At 63.6% G+C, this 18,165-nt stretch carries 17 protein-coding genes; 9 read left to right on the top strand and 8 right to left on the bottom strand.

The genetic code is table 11. From position 1 onward, the window contains the following. The first annotated feature begins 6 nt into the window (after positions 1–6). The 3 genes from lepA to P0M12_RS00745 all read left to right on the top strand — a co-directional run bounded on the left by lepA (position 7) and on the right by P0M12_RS00745 (position 3,896). Positions 7–1,899 carry a translation elongation factor 4 gene (lepA, locus tag P0M12_RS00755; RefSeq protein WP_003944564.1) on the top strand — a complete coding sequence of 631 codons (1,893 nt, stop codon included), beginning with the start codon at positions 7–9 and terminating at the stop codon, positions 1,897–1,899. Positions 1,900–1,905: 6 nt separating this feature from the next. Continuing rightward, complete coding sequence (locus P0M12_RS00750; RefSeq protein ID WP_277377358.1) at positions 1,906–2,835, top strand: nitronate monooxygenase; 930 nt, start codon at positions 1,906–1,908, stop codon at positions 2,833–2,835. Positions 2,836–2,915: 80 nt separating this feature from the next. After that, the gene (locus P0M12_RS00745) at positions 2,916–3,896 is read left to right on the top strand and encodes an ABC transporter substrate-binding protein (RefSeq protein ID WP_231783562.1); all 981 of its coding nucleotides are present in this window, start codon (positions 2,916–2,918) and stop codon (positions 3,894–3,896) included. A gap of 57 nt (positions 3,897–3,953) precedes the next feature. Here P0M12_RS00745 and P0M12_RS00740 read toward each other — a convergent pair whose 3' ends face one another. After that, entirely contained in the window at positions 3,954–5,912 is a 1,959-nt protein-coding gene (locus P0M12_RS00740) for a glycoside hydrolase family 15 protein (RefSeq protein WP_063316226.1), read from the bottom strand. Between the two features lie 82 nt (positions 5,913–5,994). Here P0M12_RS00740 and P0M12_RS00735 point away from each other — a divergent pair, with 82 nt between their 5' ends. The 6 genes from P0M12_RS00735 to P0M12_RS00715 all read left to right on the top strand — a co-directional run bounded on the left by P0M12_RS00735 (position 5,995) and on the right by P0M12_RS00715 (position 10,347). After that, on the top strand, positions 5,995–6,201 hold the full coding sequence (locus tag P0M12_RS00735) for a hypothetical protein (RefSeq protein WP_007731042.1): 207 nt from the start codon (positions 5,995–5,997) through the stop codon (positions 6,199–6,201). 123 nt (positions 6,202–6,324) lie between these two features. Next, positions 6,325–6,414, top strand: coding sequence for an Ms4533A family Cys-rich leader peptide (locus P0M12_RS30405; protein WP_309599318.1), 90 nt, complete (start codon positions 6,325–6,327; stop codon positions 6,412–6,414). 196 nt (positions 6,415–6,610) lie between these two features. After that, a complete protein-coding gene (locus P0M12_RS00730; protein WP_003944569.1) occupies positions 6,611–7,642 on the top strand; it encodes a sulfate ABC transporter substrate-binding protein in 1,032 nt (343 codons plus the stop codon). A gap of 7 nt (positions 7,643–7,649) precedes the next feature. Beyond that, complete coding sequence (gene cysT / locus P0M12_RS00725) at positions 7,650–8,498, top strand: sulfate ABC transporter permease subunit CysT (protein ID WP_030536617.1); 849 nt, start codon at positions 7,650–7,652, stop codon at positions 8,496–8,498. Next, positions 8,495–9,301 (top strand): sulfate ABC transporter permease subunit CysW, encoded by an 807-nt coding sequence (gene cysW, locus P0M12_RS00720; protein WP_003944503.1) that lies wholly within the window; start codon positions 8,495–8,497, stop codon positions 9,299–9,301. Before cysT ends, cysW begins: the two co-directional genes overlap by 4 nt. Then, the gene (locus tag P0M12_RS00715) at positions 9,298–10,347 is read left to right on the top strand and encodes a sulfate ABC transporter ATP-binding protein (RefSeq protein WP_063316225.1); all 1,050 of its coding nucleotides are present in this window, start codon (positions 9,298–9,300) and stop codon (positions 10,345–10,347) included. The genes cysW and P0M12_RS00715 overlap by 4 nt, the downstream gene beginning before the upstream one ends. 125 nt (positions 10,348–10,472) lie before the next feature. Here P0M12_RS00715 and P0M12_RS00710 read toward each other — a convergent pair whose 3' ends face one another. The 7 genes from P0M12_RS00710 to P0M12_RS00680 form a co-directional block, all read right to left on the bottom strand. Beyond that, positions 10,473–11,369, bottom strand: a complete 897-nt coding sequence (locus tag P0M12_RS00710; RefSeq protein ID WP_003944544.1) for a universal stress protein — start codon at positions 11,367–11,369, stop codon at positions 10,473–10,475. 55 nt (positions 11,370–11,424) lie between these two features. Then, positions 11,425–12,201 (bottom strand): DUF998 domain-containing protein, encoded by a 777-nt coding sequence (locus tag P0M12_RS00705; RefSeq protein ID WP_030536614.1) that lies wholly within the window; start codon positions 12,199–12,201, stop codon positions 11,425–11,427. A gap of 94 nt (positions 12,202–12,295) precedes the next feature. Then, positions 12,296–13,051: a sirohydrochlorin chelatase gene (locus tag P0M12_RS00700; RefSeq protein ID WP_070161080.1), complete on the bottom strand. Its 756-nt coding sequence runs from the start codon at positions 13,049–13,051 to the stop codon at positions 12,296–12,298. Between the two features lie 4 nt (positions 13,052–13,055). Next, on the bottom strand, positions 13,056–14,342 hold the full coding sequence (locus P0M12_RS00695) for a GTP-binding protein (RefSeq protein ID WP_058039406.1): 1,287 nt from the start codon (positions 14,340–14,342) through the stop codon (positions 13,056–13,058). After that, complete coding sequence (gene cysD, locus P0M12_RS00690; RefSeq protein ID WP_007731054.1) at positions 14,342–15,277, bottom strand: sulfate adenylyltransferase subunit CysD; 936 nt, start codon at positions 15,275–15,277, stop codon at positions 14,342–14,344. The genes P0M12_RS00695 and cysD overlap by 1 nt, the downstream gene beginning before the upstream one ends. Further along, complete coding sequence (locus P0M12_RS00685; RefSeq protein ID WP_042924073.1) at positions 15,274–15,987, bottom strand: phosphoadenylyl-sulfate reductase; 714 nt, start codon at positions 15,985–15,987, stop codon at positions 15,274–15,276. Before P0M12_RS00685 ends, cysD begins: the two co-directional genes overlap by 4 nt. Then, a complete protein-coding gene (locus P0M12_RS00680) occupies positions 15,984–17,714 on the bottom strand; it encodes a nitrite/sulfite reductase (protein WP_042450188.1) in 1,731 nt (576 codons plus the stop codon). Before P0M12_RS00680 ends, P0M12_RS00685 begins: the two co-directional genes overlap by 4 nt. Between the last annotated feature and the right edge of the window lie 451 nt (positions 17,715–18,165).

The following is an 18,165-nucleotide window of genomic DNA, read 5'->3' as shown; positions in this document are numbered from 1 at the left end:
TGAGGGTTGACAGTGGCCCGGATCCGGGCCGGTGCCGGTCCGACTAAGGGGTCTCCCATCAGCAGCTTCGCCGACAAGACGTTCACGGATCCTGCGCAGATCCGGAACTTCTGCATCATCGCGCACATCGACCACGGTAAGTCGACGCTGGCAGATCGCATGCTTCAGCTCACCGGTGTGGTCGAAGAGCGGGCGATGCGTGCGCAGTACCTGGACCGCATGGACATCGAGCGTGAACGCGGCATCACCATCAAGGCTCAGAACGTTCGTCTGCCCTGGACCGTCGACGGCGAAGAGTTCGTCCTCCACCTCATCGACACACCCGGCCACGTCGACTTCACGTACGAGGTCTCCCGCGCGCTCGAAGCATGTGAGGGTGCAATTCTGCTGGTCGACGCTGCTCAGGGCATCGAAGCTCAGACGCTGGCGAACCTCTACCTGGCGATGGAGAAGGATCTCAAGATCATTCCCGTCCTCAACAAGATCGACCTCCCGGCCGCGGATCCCGACCGCTATGCCGAAGAGATCGCGCACATCACGGGCTGCGAGCCCGGTGATGTCCTGCGCGTCTCGGGTAAGACCGGCATGGGCGTCAAGGAACTGCTCGACGAGGTCATCAAGCAGGTACCTGCGCCTGTCGGCGATGCTGACGGTCCCGCCCGCGCGATGATCTTCGACTCCGTCTACGACGCCTACCGCGGCGTGGTCACCTACGTGCGTGTGGTCGACGGTCGGATCCGTCCCCGCGAGAAGATCACGATGATGTCCACGGGCACCACACACGAACTGCTCGAGGTCGGCATCATCTCGCCCGAGCCGAAGGCCAGTATCGGTCTGGGCGTCGGCGAGGTGGGCTACCTCATCACGGGTGTGAAGGATGTCCGCCAGTCGCGCGTCGGTGACACCGTCACCACCACCCGCAACGGCGCGACCGAACCGCTGGTCGGCTACCGCGATCCCAAGCCGATGGTCTACTCGGGCCTCTACCCGATGGACGGCTCGGACTACCCCGTGCTGCGCGATGCCCTCGACAAGCTCCGTCTCAACGACGCGGCGCTGGCGTATGAACCCGAGACGTCGGTTGCCCTCGGATTCGGCTTCCGCTGCGGCTTCCTCGGCCTGCTCCACATGGAGATCACCCGCGACCGCCTCGAGCGTGAGTTCGGCCTCGAACTGATTTCCACCGCGCCCAACGTCGTCTACCGCGTCGTGATGGAGGACGGGGCCGAGGTCATCGTCACCAACCCGTCGTACTGGCCGGAAGGCAAGGTTCGCGAGGTCTACGAGCCCGTCGCCAAATGCACCGTCATCGCCCCGAGTGAGTACGTCGGCGCCATCATGGAGCTGTGCCAGTCCCGTCGCGGTGAGCTCGGCGGCATGGACTACCTCTCCGAGACTCGCGTCGAACTGCGCTACGAACTGCCCATGGGCGAGATCATGTTCGACTTCTTCGACGCCCTCAAGTCCCGCACCAAGGGTTATGCCAGCCTCGATTACGAGGAGGCCGGTGAGCAGCAGGCCGATCTGGTGAAGGTCGACATCCTGCTGCAGGGCGAGGCCGTCGACGCGTTCTCCTCGATCGTGCACCGTTCCAACGCCGGCGCTTACGGCGGACGCATGACGTCGAAGCTTCGTGAGCTGATTCCTCGCCAGCAGTTCGAGGTTCCGATCCAGGCCGCGATCGGCGCGAAGATCATCTCGCGCGAGAACATTCGCGCAATCCGCAAGGACGTTCTTGCCAAGTGCTACGGCGGCGACATCAGCCGTAAGCGCAAGCTGCTCGAGAAGCAGAAGGAAGGCAAGAAGCGCATGAAGACCATCGGTCGCGTCGAGGTGCCGCAGGAAGCATTCGTGGCGGCCTTGACGTCGGAATCGGTCGGCGAGAAGCCCAAGAAGTAGGAGCGCATGGTCACCACCTGGTTGTCCCGAGAGTTCGGAATCGAAATCCCGGTTCTCGGGGCGCCCATGGGTGGTCGCGCGGGCGGCGCGCTCGCCGGAGCTGTATCGGCGGCCGGCGGGTTGGGGCTGCTCGGCGCGGCTCGGTACAACACACCGGAGTGGATCGAGGCCGAAGCCGAAGTGGCCCGCTCGATCGGCGGAAAGTTCGGCGTCGGCCTGATGACGTGGTCGCTGCCCGAGAACGAGTTGATGCTCGACGCCGCGATTGCCGTCGAGCCGACCATGATCACCTTGTCGTTCGGTGATCCCGCCTCGTATGTCGGACGAATCCACGATGCGGGCATTCCCGTTGTGTCACAGATCAATACGCTCGAAGACCTTCGCATTGTCGAGACCGCGGGTGTCGACGGCGTGATCGCGCAAGGCGGTGAGGCAGGCGGTCACACGGGCCGAATCGGAACCTTGCCGCTGCTGCAGGAGATCCTCGAAACGACATCACTTCCAGTACTGGCGGCCGGCGGAATCGGGACCGGCCGCGGTTTGGCCGCAGTCCTGGCAGCCGGCGGGGAAGGCGTGATGATCGGAACGGCGCTGCTCGCCAGCCCGGAGACGGTCGGGCCGGACTATGCCCGCGACCGCGTCGTCGAAGCCGGAAGTGCCGACACGATTTACACCTCGGTGTTCGACCGAGCGCGCAGTCAACCGTGGCCGCAGCGGTGGGGTGGCCGCGCGGTGGCCAACGAGTTCACTGCCGCCTGGCACGGAGTCGACGCCGATGAGGAAATGCTGGCAAAGGCGTACGACCCGTCGGATCCCCACAGCGGAGTCGTCTACGCCGGAGAAGCTGTCGGACTCGTACACGGAACCCATCCGGCCGGCGACGTGGTTCGACGCATCGGCGCCGATGCGGAGCGTCTGCTCTCTCGTTTCGCCTGAAAGCAAGGTCGGACACAACCGGGTCCCATATGAGAAGGTAAGCCTCTGCTAACTAGTGGAGGAGTATTTTCGTGCGTGCGATGAAGTTTTCGGCGGTGGCTCTCTTGGGAGCGCTGGTCGTAGGTATCAGCGGGTGTTCGTCCTCGGACGCCGACGAGATCGCGGGCGGTCGGGTCACCACGATCGACCACAAGTTCGGCGCCACCACGATCACCGGGACGCCGACGCGCATCGTCGCGGCCGACACCCAGTGGCTCGACGCTCTGCTCGAACTCGGAATCCAGCCGGTGGGGTACCTGGCTGCCGGCCCGATGGGCGACGAGCGTGGTCTGTTCCCGTGGGAGAGTGGCGTGGACGCGTCGGCGAAGGAACTCGATCGCTCGGCGATCCAGCAGTTCGGTGTCCCGCTCAAAGCTGAAGAAATTGCAGCCTTGGATCCCGATCTGATTCTCGGCGGGTTCTCCGTCGCCGATCAGAACGATTTCGACCAGTTGAGCAAGATCGCTCCGACAATTGCCGGTCTGTCCGACGTCCAGGTCGATCCGTGGCAGGACCAGGTGGAGATTCTCGGCCGGGTTCTCGACAAGGAGTCGCGAGCCGACGAGATCGTCGAGGCGACAAACGGGCAGATCGATGCGCTCGCACAGCGGTTGCCGGGGCTGAAGGGTAAGACCGCTCTTTTGTCGCAGTACGTCTTCCCGACGTCGCAGTTGGTGATCGTCGCTGATCCCAAGGACGGTGCTTCGGGACTGTTCACGCGTCTGGGAATGTCGTTGCCGCCCAAGCTGGTCGACGAGGCCGGTGTGACCGGTGGCCGGCTGATACTCAGCCCGGAACGGGTCGACGCTCTCAGCGCCGACGTCGTGGTGCTGCTGCCCAACGGCGGGTCGCTCGACGACATGATGAAGCTGCCGGGGTTTGCCGACCTGCCTGCAGTCAAGGGTGGCGGATTGGCCATCGTCGACTATCCGACTGTCGCCGGGTTGAACACTCCGTCGTCGCTGTCGCTGAAGTACTCGCTCGAATCGATCACGCCGCAGCTCGAAGCGGTGGCCGGCTAGACCTGCTGTGCGCCTTTATTAACCGCGGGCGGTTAATAAAGGCGCACAGCAGGGGGTCTAGGTCGCGTTGTGCGCGGGCTGGAAAGCTCCGGCTTCGGCAGCTTCCTCGGCGCGGATCACGTGGACCACGGCGTTGATCAGCGCCAGGTGTGTGAACGCCTGCGGGAAGTTACCCAGATGGCGACCGGTGTGCGCGTCGATCTCCTCCGCGTACAGCTTGAGCGGGCTCGCGAACCCGAGCAGACGCTCGCAGAGATGCTTTGCCCGATCCAGTTCGCCGATCTCGACGAGGGCGGAGACGAGCCAGAAGGAGCAGATGGTGAACGTGCCTTCTTCACCGCTCAATCCGTCGTCGGTGGTGTCGACGCGATAGCGCAGGACCAACCCCTCTTCGGTGAGCTCGTCGGCGATCGCCAGCACCGTTGCCCGGATGCGCGGATCGTCGGCCGGCAGGAAGCGCAGCAGCGGTGCCAACAAGAGCGACGCGTCGAGTGAATCGTGGCCGTACCGCTGTGTCAGAACTCCGCGCGAGTCGACACCGTGCGCGAGGATGTCGGCCTTGATGTCGTCGGCGATGGCGGTCCACTGCTGCGCGAAGCTCTTCTCGCCCTGCATCTCTGCCAGCTTGGCGCCGCGATCGAGAGCGACCCAGCACATGATCTTCGACGACGTGAAGTGCTGCGGTTCACCGCGCACCTCCCAGATCCCGCGGTCGGGTTGACGCCAATGCTTGATCGCTTCCTCGACCTGCTTCTTGAGCAGCGGCCACAACGCCTCGGGGACGCGCTCGCGGGTACGGATGTGGAGGTACACCGAGTCGAGCATGGTGCCCCAGATGTCGTGCTGCTGTTGATCGAACGCCCCGTTGCCGATACGCACCGGACGGGCGCCGTCGTAGCCGGACAGATGGTTGAGTTCGGATTCCTCGAGCGTGCGCTCGCCGCCGATGCCGTACATCACCTGCAAGGGATGCGGCTGACCGTTGTCCGAACTCGACACGTCGTAGATGAAGTTGAAGAAGTCGTTGGCCTCACGGTCCAACCCGAGCGTGTAGAGGCCCCACAGCGCGAAGGTGGAATCGCGAACCCACGCGTAGCGATAGTCCCAGTTGCGTTCTCCGCCTGGTGTTTCCGGTAGCGAGGTCGTCGAAGCCGCAAGCAGGGCTCCGGTCGGTGCGTAGGTGAGCCCCTTGAGGGTGAGCGCACTGCGCTGTAGGTATCCGCGCCACGGGTGATCGGGGAACTTGCCGATCGTCACCCACTCACGCCAGGACTTGGACGTCTGCCACATCTTGTCGGCGGCCTCGTCGAACGTCTGCGGCGCGGGAAGATCCGACCACGAGAGCGCGACGTACACGTTGTCGCCTTCGACCAGTCGCGTCCGCGCTCGTGCTTCACGACCTTCCAGACCCAGTCGTAGGTCGGTGGTCAAGCGCAGAGTGGGATGGTCTCCGGGCTTGGCGGAGCGACACGTTGCCGTTGCTTCCTCGTAGACCTTTCCGGTGTACTCCCAATTCGCCGTGCCACGGTGATAGTCGAACGCGGGCTCACAGCTCATCTCGAGTTCGACGGTGCCGCTGACGCATTTGACCGTACGGAGAAGGGTGTGTTCGGCATCCCAGTCGGTCGGTGTGCGCTTGTGCGTGTTCGATCGCTTGTCGACGTTGTGCCAGGGACCGAGAACCAGGGCGTCGCGGACGACGAGCCAGCCGGTCTCGGTCTGCCAGGTCGTCTCGAGAATGAGTCCACCCGGCAGATAGCGCCGAGCGGCCGGCACGTTCTGGCCGTAGGGGCCGATGCGGAAATGGCCTGCGCTGCGGTCGAGGATGGCACCGAACACGCTGGGGGAGTCGGGGCGGGGAACGCACATCCACTCGACAGATCCGTTACGGGCAATCAGGCACGAGGTTTCGCAATCGGAAAGAAACGCGTAGTCGTCGATAGGGGGAAAGTTGCTTCGATGGTGACCCGTGGAGGCGGGAGGAATCGTCTGCACCACTTCGTCGTCAGCACTCATTCGGCCATCATCCGGCCAGAATCGACACACGTCCAATCCACACGCTGTCGGGACCGTATCGTCCGAAGGATAGGGTGTTGGCGTGGATCGGATAGCGGATTGGTGGGACAGCTTCGAGCTGTGGATGGCGGGGCTCCCGTTCATCCCGCAGGTCGCGTTGGTCCTGATCGTCGTCGTTCCGCTGTGCCGCCTGGTGGCCATCGGTCTGGATCGCGTGTTGGCCGCTGTTCTCGCTCTGCCGCTCTTCGGCTGGTTGCGTAGGAATTCTCGAGAAGTAGAGGAAAGCTGATGCCCCGCTCACGGGTCACTCTCGCCCTGATCGCCCTGATTCTCCTCGTGATCGTCGCGTGGCTTCTCACCCGTTAGTTCTCTCGATTAGAGCGGGCGCCGGTGCTCTGCTAAAGTCCACCGCGTGTCCGAAGCAACAGCTCCCGTAATCCGCCACCAGTTGGCGTTGATTGCTGTCGGCATGCTCGACGTCGCTGACGTCGCCTGTTGTTGATTTCCTGAGTTCGACCTCTCCGGTGGTGCTGCGCACCCCATTCGAACTTCTCTGCGCGTAACTCGCGCCCCCGATTCAGGGCTCATCGCCCGTCGGCTCTCCATGTCTGAACATCCCGATGGAATCAGCCCCAGAGGTCTCGGACTTGTCGTTTGACCAACCCTCGTTTGTCAGTCCTTTCAGGAAGGTATCTGCAATGAAACGCCGTTCCCGCACACTTCTCACTGCTATCGCGACCATGGGGGCCGTGGTACTCACAGCGTGCAGTGGTGGCTCGAGCGACACCGTGGGTGGTGACAGCGCCGCCAGCGACGGTAGCGCCGGCACGATCAACCTGTTCGCCTACGCCGTGCCGAAGCCTGGCTTCGACAAGCTCACCGCAGCCTTCCAGGCGACCGACGAGGGCAAGAACGTCAACTTCAATCCTTCCTACGGCGCCTCGGGCGACCAGTCGCGCAAGGTGAAGGACGGTGCCGAGGCAGACTTCGTCAACTTCTCCGTCGAGCCCGACATCACCCGTCTGGTCGATGCCGGTCTGGTAGATCAGAACTGGAACCAGGACGCCTACAACGGAATTCCGTTCGGATCGGTAGTCACCATCGTGACGCGTCCGGGGAACCCGAAGGGCATCAAGGACTGGGACGACCTGCTTCAGCCCGGCCTCGAGGTCGTCACGCCGAACCCGTTCAGCTCCGGCTCGGCCAAGTGGAACCTCTTGGCGCCGTACGCCGCCAAGAGCGACGGTGGCAAAAACCCGCAGGCGGGGCTCGACTACGTCACCGCCTTGGTCAACGATCACGTCAAGATCCAGCCCAAGTCGGGACGCGAGGCTTCGGAAGCCTTCCTGCAGGGCAGCGGTGACGTTCTGATCAGTTACGAGAACGAGGCACTGTTCATCGAAGGCAACGGCGACCCGGTCGAGCACGTCACCCCGCCCACGACCTTCAAGATCGAGAACCCGGTTGCCGTGATCTCGAACAGCAAGGTCCTCGACAAGGCGACCGCGTTCAAGGACTACCTGTACACGACCGAGGGTCAGACGCTCTGGGCCGAAGCAGGATTCCGTCCCGTTGATCCCGCCGTCGCTGCCAAGTTCACGGACAAGTTCCCCGAGCCGACCAAGCTGTGGACCATTGCAGACCTCGGCGGCTGGAAGGCCGTTGACAGTGCTCTGTTCACCAAGGACACCGGTTCGATCGCAGTGATCTACGACAACGCGACCAAGTAAGACTGACGTGACTGACACTATTGACCCCACCCCCGTGGCTCGTCGGCGAAAACTCGCGCGGGTCACGGGGAGTGTGGGGCCGCTCGGAATCGGAGTGGCCACTCTGTGGCTCTCCGTGATCGTTCTGCTTCCGCTCGCCGCGTTGACCGCCACCGCGTTCGACGAGGGGATCTCCGGATTCTGGGACGCCGTCACCGCACCCGTCGCCTTGGCGTCGTTGCGCGTGACGTTGTTGGTCTCGGTGATCGTGGCATTGATCAACGTCGTGATGGGCACGATCATCGCGTGGGTGCTGGTCCGGGACGACTTCCCGGGCAAGCGCATCGTCAACTCGATGATCGATCTGCCGTTCGCGCTACCGACCATCGTGGCATCGATCGTGCTGCTGTCCCTCTACGGCCCGCAGTCACCGATCGACATCCATCTCAATGCAACCCAGCCCGGACTGATCGTGGCATTGGCCTTCGTGACCTTGCCGTTCGTCGTCCGTTCCGTGCAGCCGGTGCTGATGGAGGTCGACCGCGAAGTCGAGGAAGCCGCCGCGTCGTTGGGAGCTTCCAACTGGACGATCTTTCGCTCGGTTGTTCTCCCGACGTTGGCGCCTGCCGTCATCTCCGGTGCGGGCCTCGCGTTCGCCAGAGCGATCGGTGAATACGGCTCGGTCGTTCTGATCGGCGGCAACATCCCACGCGTGACACAGATGACGTCGCAGTACATTCAGCAGCAGATCGAGATCGATCGTCCGACCAACGCCGCTGCCGTCTCGGTAGCGTTGCTGGCCATCGCATTCGTGACGCTGTTCGTCCTGCGAATCTTCGCATCGCGGGGACAGCGACGTGAGGAGAGTTCCCGATGAACGTGTCCAGAGGATCGAAGATCGGTCTACGGACCATCGCTCTCGTCTACCTGTTCGTGTTGTTGGTCGTGCCGATCGGTGTGATCCTGACTCGAACGTTCGAGAACGGAATCGGCCCGTTTCTCGAATCGATCACGACACCGGCAGCGATCTCCGCGTTGAATCTTTCGCTGATCATCGTGGCGATCGTGGTCCCGATCAACGTCGTGTTCGGTGTGGTCACCGCTCTGGCACTCGTGCGTGGTCGGTTCCCGGGCCGCGGAGTTCTGCAGTCGGTGGTCGACCTGCCCTTCGCGGTCTCGCCCGTCGTCGTCGGTGTGTCGTTGATTCTCCTGTGGGGTGCCAACGGTTGGTTCGGCGGCATCGAATCGTTGGGGTTCAAAGTCATCTTCGGGTTGCCAGGCATGGTGATCGCGACGATTTTCGTGACGCTGCCCTTCGTCGTCCGGGAAGTCGAACCCGTACTTCACGAGATCGGCGACGAGCAGGAACAAGCAGCCGCGACGCTCGGTGCCTCGGGCTGGCAGACGTTCTGGCGGATCACCTTGCCCGCGATCCGTTGGGGCCTGACGTACGGAATCGTGTTGACGGTGGCGCGTTCGCTCGGTGAATTCGGCGCAGTCATCATGGTCTCTTCCGGCTTCCCGGGGGTATCCCAGACACTGACATTGCTGGTGCACTCGCGATACATCGACGACCACAACACCTTTGGTGCGTATTCGGCGGCAACGCTGCTGATGGGCATCGCCATCATTGTCCTGTTGCTGATGACGCTGCTGGACCGTAAGAGGAGCACCACATGATCACAGTGACCGGGGCCCGCAAGAACTACGGTGATTTCGCGGCGCTCGACGACGTGACGGTCAACATTCCCTCGGGTTCGTTGACGGCATTGCTCGGGCCCAGTGGCTCGGGAAAGTCGACGTTGCTGCGTTCGATCGCAGGGCTCGAAGAACTCGATTCGGGAACCATCACCATCGCAGGCAAGGACGTCACCGGCGTCTCGCCGCAGAAGCGTGACATCGGTTTCGTGTTCCAGCACTACGCGGCGTTCAAGCACATGACGGTGCGGGACAACGTGGCGTTCGGGCTCAAGATCCGCAAGCGCCCGAAGCCGGAGATCGAGAAGAAGGTCAACGAACTTCTCGAGATCGTCGGCCTCGACGGGTTTCAGCATCGGTACCCCGCGCAGCTCTCCGGCGGTCAGCGTCAGCGCATGGCGTTGGCGCGCGCTCTGGCTGTGGATCCACAGGTGCTCCTGCTCGACGAGCCCTTCGGCGCGCTCGACGCGAAGGTGCGTGCCGACCTGCGCACGTGGTTGCGTCGCCTGCACGACGAGGTGCACGTCACCACCGTCCTGGTCACCCACGACCAGGAAGAGGCTCTCGACGTCGCCGACCGCATCGCGGTGCTGAACAAGGGGCGGATCGAGCAGATCGGTGAACCTGCCGACCTGTACGACCGCCCGTCCAACGACTTCGTGATGTCCTTCCTCGGATCCGTCGCGAAGCTCAACGGGCAGTTGGTCCGTCCGCATGACATCCGTCTCGGCCGCGATCCGAGCATGGCTCTCGCGCAGGAATCCGGAACGGCCGAGTCGCTCGGCGTCACACGCGCAACAGTCGAGCGCGTCGTGTACCTCGGCTTCGAGGTTCGAGTGGACCTGCGCAACGAGGCAACCGGCGAGCTCTTCTCGGCTCAGGTCACGCGCGGTGACAGTGCAGCGCTGCACCTCGAGGCGGGGGAGACGGTGTACGCGCGGGCTACCCGGGTGCCGGATCTGCCGGAGACCCCGGTGTCGACGCCGGTGCAGGAGCCGGTCACGGTGAGCGTGGTCGGCCAGGTGTGACCCGCTCGCCCTGTTCGACCTGTTGCACCCCCACTCCTGTTTGAGCGAACGGCACTTTCGGACTCCTGATGGCGCCGAAAGTGCCGTTCGCTCAGAGGTGGGGGTCGGGCAACAGCGAGACGAGTTCAGCCCTCTCGGCAGACGAGGACCGGGCACTGGGCGTGGTGGATGAGGCTCTGACTGGTCGATCCGACTATCGACGCCATGAACGGGCTGCGGCCGTGGCTACCGACGACTACGAGTTGCGCTTCCGCCGAGTGCTCGAGCAGTGCCTTCATCGGTCCGCTGCGCTGGACACTCCGGGTGACTTCGACATCGGGGTACTTCTCCGTCCAGCCGGCGAGGCACTCGGACAGCAGTGCATGCTCATGCTGTTCGTACGGTCCCCAGTCGACGAAGCGCCTGGCTTCGGAGTACCCGCCCAGCGAGGCGTGCTCGTTCCACGTGTGGACCGCAACCAAAGGTGCGCCGAGGAACGCGGCAAATTCGAAGGCATGCGCGACGGCGAGTTCGCTGAGCTTGCTCCCGTCGACGCCGACGACGATGGGCCTGGTGTCGGCCATCGCGTGATCACCCGTACCGCGGAATACGGCCACGGGACAGTGCGCGCGGTTGACCACCCGAATGGTGTCGGATCCGAGAAACACGGACTGCATTTCGCTGGTGCCGGCCTGACCCAGTGCAACGATGCGAGCCGACTTCGAGAGTTCGACGAGTGTGGTTGCGGGAGTACCGGTCACGAGGCCACGTTCGACGGTGACGTCGGTGTGATCATCGCGGATGGCGTCCTCGGCCTCGTCGAGCAGTTTTGCACCCTCGACGCGAAGGTGGTGGTCGAACATCTCTTCGTCGGTGACGTTGGTACCGCCACCGGACTCGGGTTGTCCTGGCAGCACGTGGGTCAGGCGAAGTGGTTCGTCGAATCTCTTTGCAGCCGAAGCTGCCCACCTCGCGGCGTTGACCGCGCTTGCCGAGCCGTCGATACCGGCCACGATTCCGTGTCGAACAGATGCACTGGTCATGGAAGTCTCCTCGCGTCGCCTCCTTACCAGTGTGTCCCTGCTCACCCCCGGTTCGCTACAAACCGGTCAGCTCCCGTGGTGCGAGAACGTCGGTGGGCACTGCCGCGCGAGATCGACGCGGGCGCAACGACAACAGAGCGGTGATGAATCCGTTACCGGACAGTGTCAGTTCCACGTTCTTCAACACGGTTCGGCGCATCAACGCAAGCAGGGCCGCGACGCCGGTGACGGCCATCCACATAGGCAGCGGGTACAGCGTCAGGCGTTCACCAAGGCCGAAGGTCAGGGTTCGTCCGAGAAGCAGTACGGCACCTACGATTCCGGTAGCCGCGCACAGCCCCGACCACACTGCGATCCATTTGCTGTGCTTCCAGAATTGAATTGCCATGAGGACGAGAACGGCATGACGTGCGACGAAGCCGGGAAGTACGGCGGTCCAATGAACGAAGGTCCCGTCGTTCGCCGGGAAGAGGCCGGTGGCCGCGGTGCTCAATGCAACGACGACGGCAAGACCGAGAATCCACTTCTTCGCACGACCGTCCGGAATGTACTTGTGCAGCAAGGCTGCACCGAGGATGGTGAGCGCACCGAGGATCATGAAGGCCGCGTTCATCACGTCGTGCATCGGCGAACACGAATCCACGCTGCATGTCGTCACGCCCAGCGAACTGATGGAGTCGCGCGCGAAGCTGTACGGCGTCTTCCATGCTCCGGCTGTGAAGATTTCGACAAGCAGGTAGAGCACCGACAGGACCCATGCGATGCCGGCTGTGCCGAGGCGAAGATTGTGAGTGATGGTGTTCCCTCTCGCGGCGCTCTGAGGGGATTGCACCCAAAGATCTGTTTCGCAGGCGAAGGAGGTACCTTCGCGAGCTGGACAGATCCAACACTACGGTAACAATCTGATAACGGCCTGTGAAACCGGATCAGGCGGAGCGGACCAGACGGTCGGGTAGTGCATCAGCGACTTGTCGGTAACGGTCGATCATCGTTTCGATCAGTAGAGAGTGCCCACCGATCGTGTCGGCGAAACGCGCGCGCGGACATGCAGTTGCTGCGGCAGCGCTGAGTCGATCGGTCAGTAGGCCGGGAGCCAAGAACCACGGTGCGACGACAACACGTTCGGCGCCGTCCTGCTCGAGTGCGGAGATCGCCTGGGCAACTGTCGGTTCCGCGGATGTCGCGAAACAGATTCGAACGCCCGACCAGTTGGTTCCGCCGAGGAGAGTGGACGCCAATTCTGCGGTCGCGGCATTGGCGCGCGCGTCGGACGAGCCGACTGCCGCAAGAGCGACACCGACCGACGGATCGTCCGGCCGGGCACCCGCTTCGAGAATTCGCTCGCGTACTGCCTCGATCAGCCGAGCATCGCGACCCAGTACGTCTGCTTGGAACACGGTCAACTGGGGGTGGCGTGTCGCGGCAGCGGCCAAGAGTCCGGGCAGATCTACCCGGGCGTGGAAGGCATTGCCCAGCAGCATCGGAACAACAACGGCGTGAGTGTGGCCGTCGTGTGCAACTCCGTCCAGGACCTGATCGATGGACGGTGCATTGAGGTCGAGAAACGCCAGCCGGACATCGAGGTCTGGCCGGACTTCACGAAGAGCTGTCACAGCAGCCGCGATCACCCGAGCAGAGCGGGGATCACGGCTGCCGTGCGCAACAGCGATGAGCGGAACCATCGACTTAGACGCGCTCGCCCAATTCGACAGCGGAAATGACGTCGCCCACCAGGCCGGCTGCGAGAGTGTTTCCACCAGCGGGATCGATCAGCAGGAAGCTGCCGGTGTGGCGGTTGACGGCGTAGTCGTCAGCCACGATCGGCTCGGCCACCCGGATGGAGATCTTGCCGATCTCGTTGAGCTCGAGCGTTTCCGGGCCCTGATCCGTGGTGAGGTCCTGCTCGTTGAAGCGTTCCACCAAGCTGCCCACGATGGCCTGCGTCGTTCGCGTGCCGTGCTTGAGCAGCAGACGTGCACCGGGGCGCAGCGACTTCTCGGCCAGCCAGCAGACAGTGGCGTCGAATTCGCCGATCGGCTCGGGTGCGTCGGACGGCGATGCGATGGTGTCGCCGCGTGAGACGTCGACGTCGTCGGCCAGGATCAGCGTGACGCTGCGTCCGGCGTGGGCGACGTCCAGTTCGCCGTCGGCCGTGTCGATACGTGTGACGGTGGTGCGCGTACCCGAGGGCAGGATCACCACTTCGTCGCCGGGCACGACGGAACCGGCAGCGACCTGACCGGCGTAGCCGCGGTAGTCGAGGAACTCTGCGGTGCGGGGGCGGATCACGTACTGCACCGGGAAACGCAGACCGACGCGATGTGGCTCGGCGTCGACCGGAATCGACTCGAGGTGCTCGATCAGCGTGGGGCCGGTGTAGTACGGGGTCTTGTCGGAGCGGATGGCGACGTTGTCACCGTGCAGTGCCGACACCGGGATCTCGACGACGTCTTCGCTTGCCCAGCCAAGTGAGCTGGTGAGTTCGTTGAACTCGGCGGAGATCGAGGTGAAGACCTCTTCGGGGTTCTCGACGAGGTCGATCTTGTTCACGGCGAGAACGAGCTTCGGGACACCGAGCAACGCGAGAACCGCTGCGTGCCTGCGAGTCTGCGCGATGACGCCCTTGCGAGCATCGACCAGCAGGATCACGAGCTGAGCCGTCGAGGCACCGGAGACAGTGTTGCGGGTGTACTGCACGTGGCCCGGTGTATCGGCGAGCACGAAGGTGCGCTTGGGGGTCGCGAAGTAGCGGTACGCCACGTCGATGGTGATGCCCTGCTCACGCTCGGCGCGCAGTCCGTCCACCAGGAGCGAGAGGTCAGGGGTGTCGAGACCGCGGTCCACCGACGCACGGGTCACGGCGTCGATCTGGTCGGCGAGAACGGATTTCGTGTCGTACAACAGGCGGCCCACGAGGGTGGACTTTCCGTCGTCGACGCTGCCGGCAGTTGCCAGTCTGAGCAGATCGCTCATCAGAAGTAGCCCTCTCGCTTGCGGTCTTCCATGGCCGCTTCGGAAACTCGGTCGTCGCCACGGGTCGCGCCGCGCTCGGTCAAACGTGATGCCGCAACCTCGGCGAGGATCGCTTCGTTGTCGGCCGCATCGGAGAGAACAGCACCGGTGGTCGAACCGTCGCCGACGGTGCGGTATCGCACCGAAAGGGTCTGCAGCTCTTCGCCGTCAGCCGGCCCACCCCAGACTCCGGGGGTCATCCACATGCCGTCGCGCTGGTACACCGGACGCTGGTGGGCGTAGTAGATGCTGGCGAGCTCGACGTTGTCGCGGGCGATGTAACGCCAGATGTCCAGCTCGGTGAAGTTGCTGAGCGGGAAGACGCGTACCTGCTCGCCGGGGGAGTGGCGACCGTTGTACAGGTTCCACAGCTCCGGGCGCTGCTTCTTGGGATCCCACTGTCCGAAAGCGTTGCGCAGCGAGAAGATCCGCTCCTTGGCGCGGGCCCGCTCCTCGTCGCGGCGAGCGCCGCCGAAGACGGCGTCGAAACGATTCTCCGAGATCGCGTCCAGCAACGGCACGGTCTGCAGCGGGTTGCGGATACCGTCGGGGCGCTCGGTGAGGCGACCGTCCGCGATGTACTCCTCGACGCTGGCCACGTGCAGGCGCAGGTTGTACTTGGCTACCACGTGGTCGCGGAAGTCGAGGACTTCCTGCAGGTTGTGGCCGGTGTCGACGTGCAGCAGGGTGAACGGCAGCGGCGCAGGCCAGAAGGCCTTGATCGCCAGATGCAGCAGCACCGTGGAATCCTTACCGCCCGAGAAGAGAATGACCGGGCGTTCGAATTCGCCGGCTACCTCTCGGAAGATGTGGATCGCTTCGGACTCGAGGGCGTCGAGAGTATCGAACTGTGTGCCGTCGAGCTGAGGCCGTGAAGGTGTCAAGTCAACTGTCATGATGCGTGCAACCCGCATTCTGTCTTGGAGGCACCGGCCCAACGACCGCTACGCGGATCGCTGCCGGGGGCTGGCTTGCTGGTGCAGGGTGCGCAGCCGATGGACGGATATCCCTCGTCGACAAGGGGATTGACGAGGATGGAATTGGTGTCGATGTAGTTCTGCATCTCCTCGTCCGACCAGGGAGCGATCGGGTTGATCTTCACGAGTCCGAAGGCTTCGTCGAAGGAGATCAGGGGAGCGTTGGCGCGGGTGGGCGCTTCGACGCGGCGGATGCCGGTCACCCACGCGCTGTACCCGGACAGAGTCTGCTTGAGCGGCGCGACTTTGCGTAGTGCGCAGCAGCGGTTGGGATCACGGGCGAACAGATCCTTGCCCTCGGCGACATCCTGCTCGGCGACGCTTGCCAGCGCACGAGCGTTGATGACGTTGACGCCGTACACCTGCTCGACCGCGTCACGCGTGCCGATGGTTTCGGGGAAGTGATAGCCGGTGTCGAGGAAGAGTACGTCGACGCCCGGATGCACCTGTGCGGCAAGGTGAACCAGCACTCCATCCTGCATGTTCGACGCAACAATGTACGAGTCGCCGAACGTGTCCTCGGTCCACTGCAACAGTTCCTGCGCGCTGGCTCCGTCGAGTTCTACGGCACCGCGCTCGGCGATGGACCGAAGCTCGTCGGCAGTTGCTCGCGAAATGTCCACTGTCATCGCAAATCTCCTTCGTCTGCGCGCACTGCCCATTCGGCGAACCGTTCACCTTCGTTGCGGTTCTTGACGAACTGACGTACGACGCGGTCGATGTAGTCACCCATCTCGACGCTGGTGACCTTGTGCTGGCGCAGCTTGCGTCCGAAGGCGCTGTCGAATCCGAGGCTGCCTCCCAGATGAACCTGGAAACCCTCGACTTGATTCCCCTCACCGTCGTCGACGAGTTGGCCCTTGAAGCCGATGTCGGCGATCTGCGAGCGAGCGCAGGAGTTGGGGCAACCGTTGATGTTGATGGTGATCGGCACGTCGAGCTGGCTGTTGATGTCGGCAAGACGCTGTTCGAGTTCGGGCACGAGCACCTGCGAACGCTTGCGGGTCTCGGCGAACGAGAGCTTGCAGAACTCGATGCCGGAGCAGGCCATCAGGTTCTTGCGCCAGTGCGACGGACGGGCGGGAAGACCCAGCGCGTCGAGATCGGCGATGAGCGGCTCGAGCGTCTCGTCGGCGACGTCGAGGATGATCAGCTTCTGGTACGGAGTGAAGCGGATCCGGTCGCTGCCGGCCTTCTCGGCGGCGTCGGCGACCTGAGCCAGGATGTCTCCCGAGACGCGGCCGGCGATCGGAGCGAAACCGACTGCGTTGTGGCCGTTGCGGGTCTTCTGGATACCGACGTGATCGATCGGGCGCTTGGGCTTCTCGGGCGCGGGGCCGTCGATGAGCGGACGCTTCAGGTACTCGGTCTCGAGAACCTCGCGGAACTTCTCGATACCCCAGTCCTTGACGAGGAACTTGAGCCTGGCCTTCGCGCGCAGACGGCGGTAGCCGTAGTCACGGAAGATCGAGACGACGCCCTCCCAGACATCGGGGACCTCGTCGAGCGGAATCCAGGCGCCGACGCGCTGCGCCAGCATGGGGTTGGTGGACAGTCCGCCGCCGACCCAGAGGTCGAGGCCCGGGCCGTGCTCGGGGTGGTTCACGCCGATGAAGGCGATGTCGTTGATCTCGTGAACGACGTCCTGCTGGCCGGAGATGGCGGTCTTGAACTTGCGCGGCAGGTTGGAGTACTTGGGGTCGCCGATGTAGCGGCGCACGATCTCGTCGATCGCCGGGGTGGGATCGAGGACCTCGTCGAGCGATTCGCCGGCCAGGGGAGAACCGAGGACGACGCGGGGGCAGTCACCGCACGCTTCGGTGGTCTTGAGTCCGACGGCTTCGAGACGCTTCCAGATCTCCGGAACGTTCTCGACCTCGATCCAGTGGAACTGGACGTTTTCGCGGTCGGACAGGTCGGCGGTGTTCCGGCCGAATTCCTTCGAGATACCGGCGATGGTGCGCAGCTGCTCGACGTTGAGAGCGCCGGCGTCGCAACGCACGCGCATCATGAAGTACTTGGCCTCGAGCAGGTCGATGTTCTCGTCGCCGGTGAAGGTGCCGTCGTAGCCTTCTTCGCGCTGGGTGTAGAGACCCCACCAGCGGAAGCGGCCGCGAAGGTCGCCCTTGTCGATGCTGTCGAAGCCCTGCTTGGAGTAGATGTTCTCGATGCGGGCCCGAACGTTGAGCGGGTTGTCGTCCTTCTTGGCCTGCTCGTTGGCGTTGAGCGGCTCGCGGTAACCGAGGGCCCACTGACCTTCGGCGCGACGCTTGGCGGGACGCGCAGCGCGTGCAGGCCGGGCTTCGGCAGCTGCTGCCGAATCGGCGGGTGTGGCGGCGTCGGTGGTCGACGTCATCGATGAACTCCTGGATCTGGGCGGTTGATCGGCACGCGGCACGCACTATCGATGAACTGTGGCGGTGTCTGATCGGGACGCACCGGTCCGTGTCGGAAATCGAGGGGGCTGTCCTCGGTCTCGGAAAGCTCGCGGCCGGCAGGTGTGCTCACGAAAACGAACAGCTGGAGAAGCTGCGTCCCTGAAAAGGCATGTCTCTGCAGAGAGTGTTTCGGTGAAGCAGATGGAGATGAGCGGCAAAGGCTGGAAGATCAGTGAAAGATCAACAGCTACACAGGTGCAGACACGACGAGCTGCACACACGCTTGAAGTCGACATGGCGACGCGCCACAAGTCGCACTCCGAGTCCGGTCATGCGGACCATTGTGCCACGTCAACTCGATAATTCCGACTCGGGCGCATATTTCCACGAAAAACGGGGGAAATATCGAGTTCAAGCCGTACGCCGACC

Origin of the sequence: Rhodococcus sp. RCBS9 (genome assembly GCF_029457415.1) — a bacterium.
GTDB classification, from domain to species: domain Bacteria; phylum Actinomycetota; class Actinomycetes; order Mycobacteriales; family Mycobacteriaceae; genus Rhodococcus_F; species Rhodococcus_F qingshengii.
The sequence above is the reverse complement of the archived record's forward strand: the minus strand, read 5'-3'. Positions and strand labels throughout refer to the sequence as shown.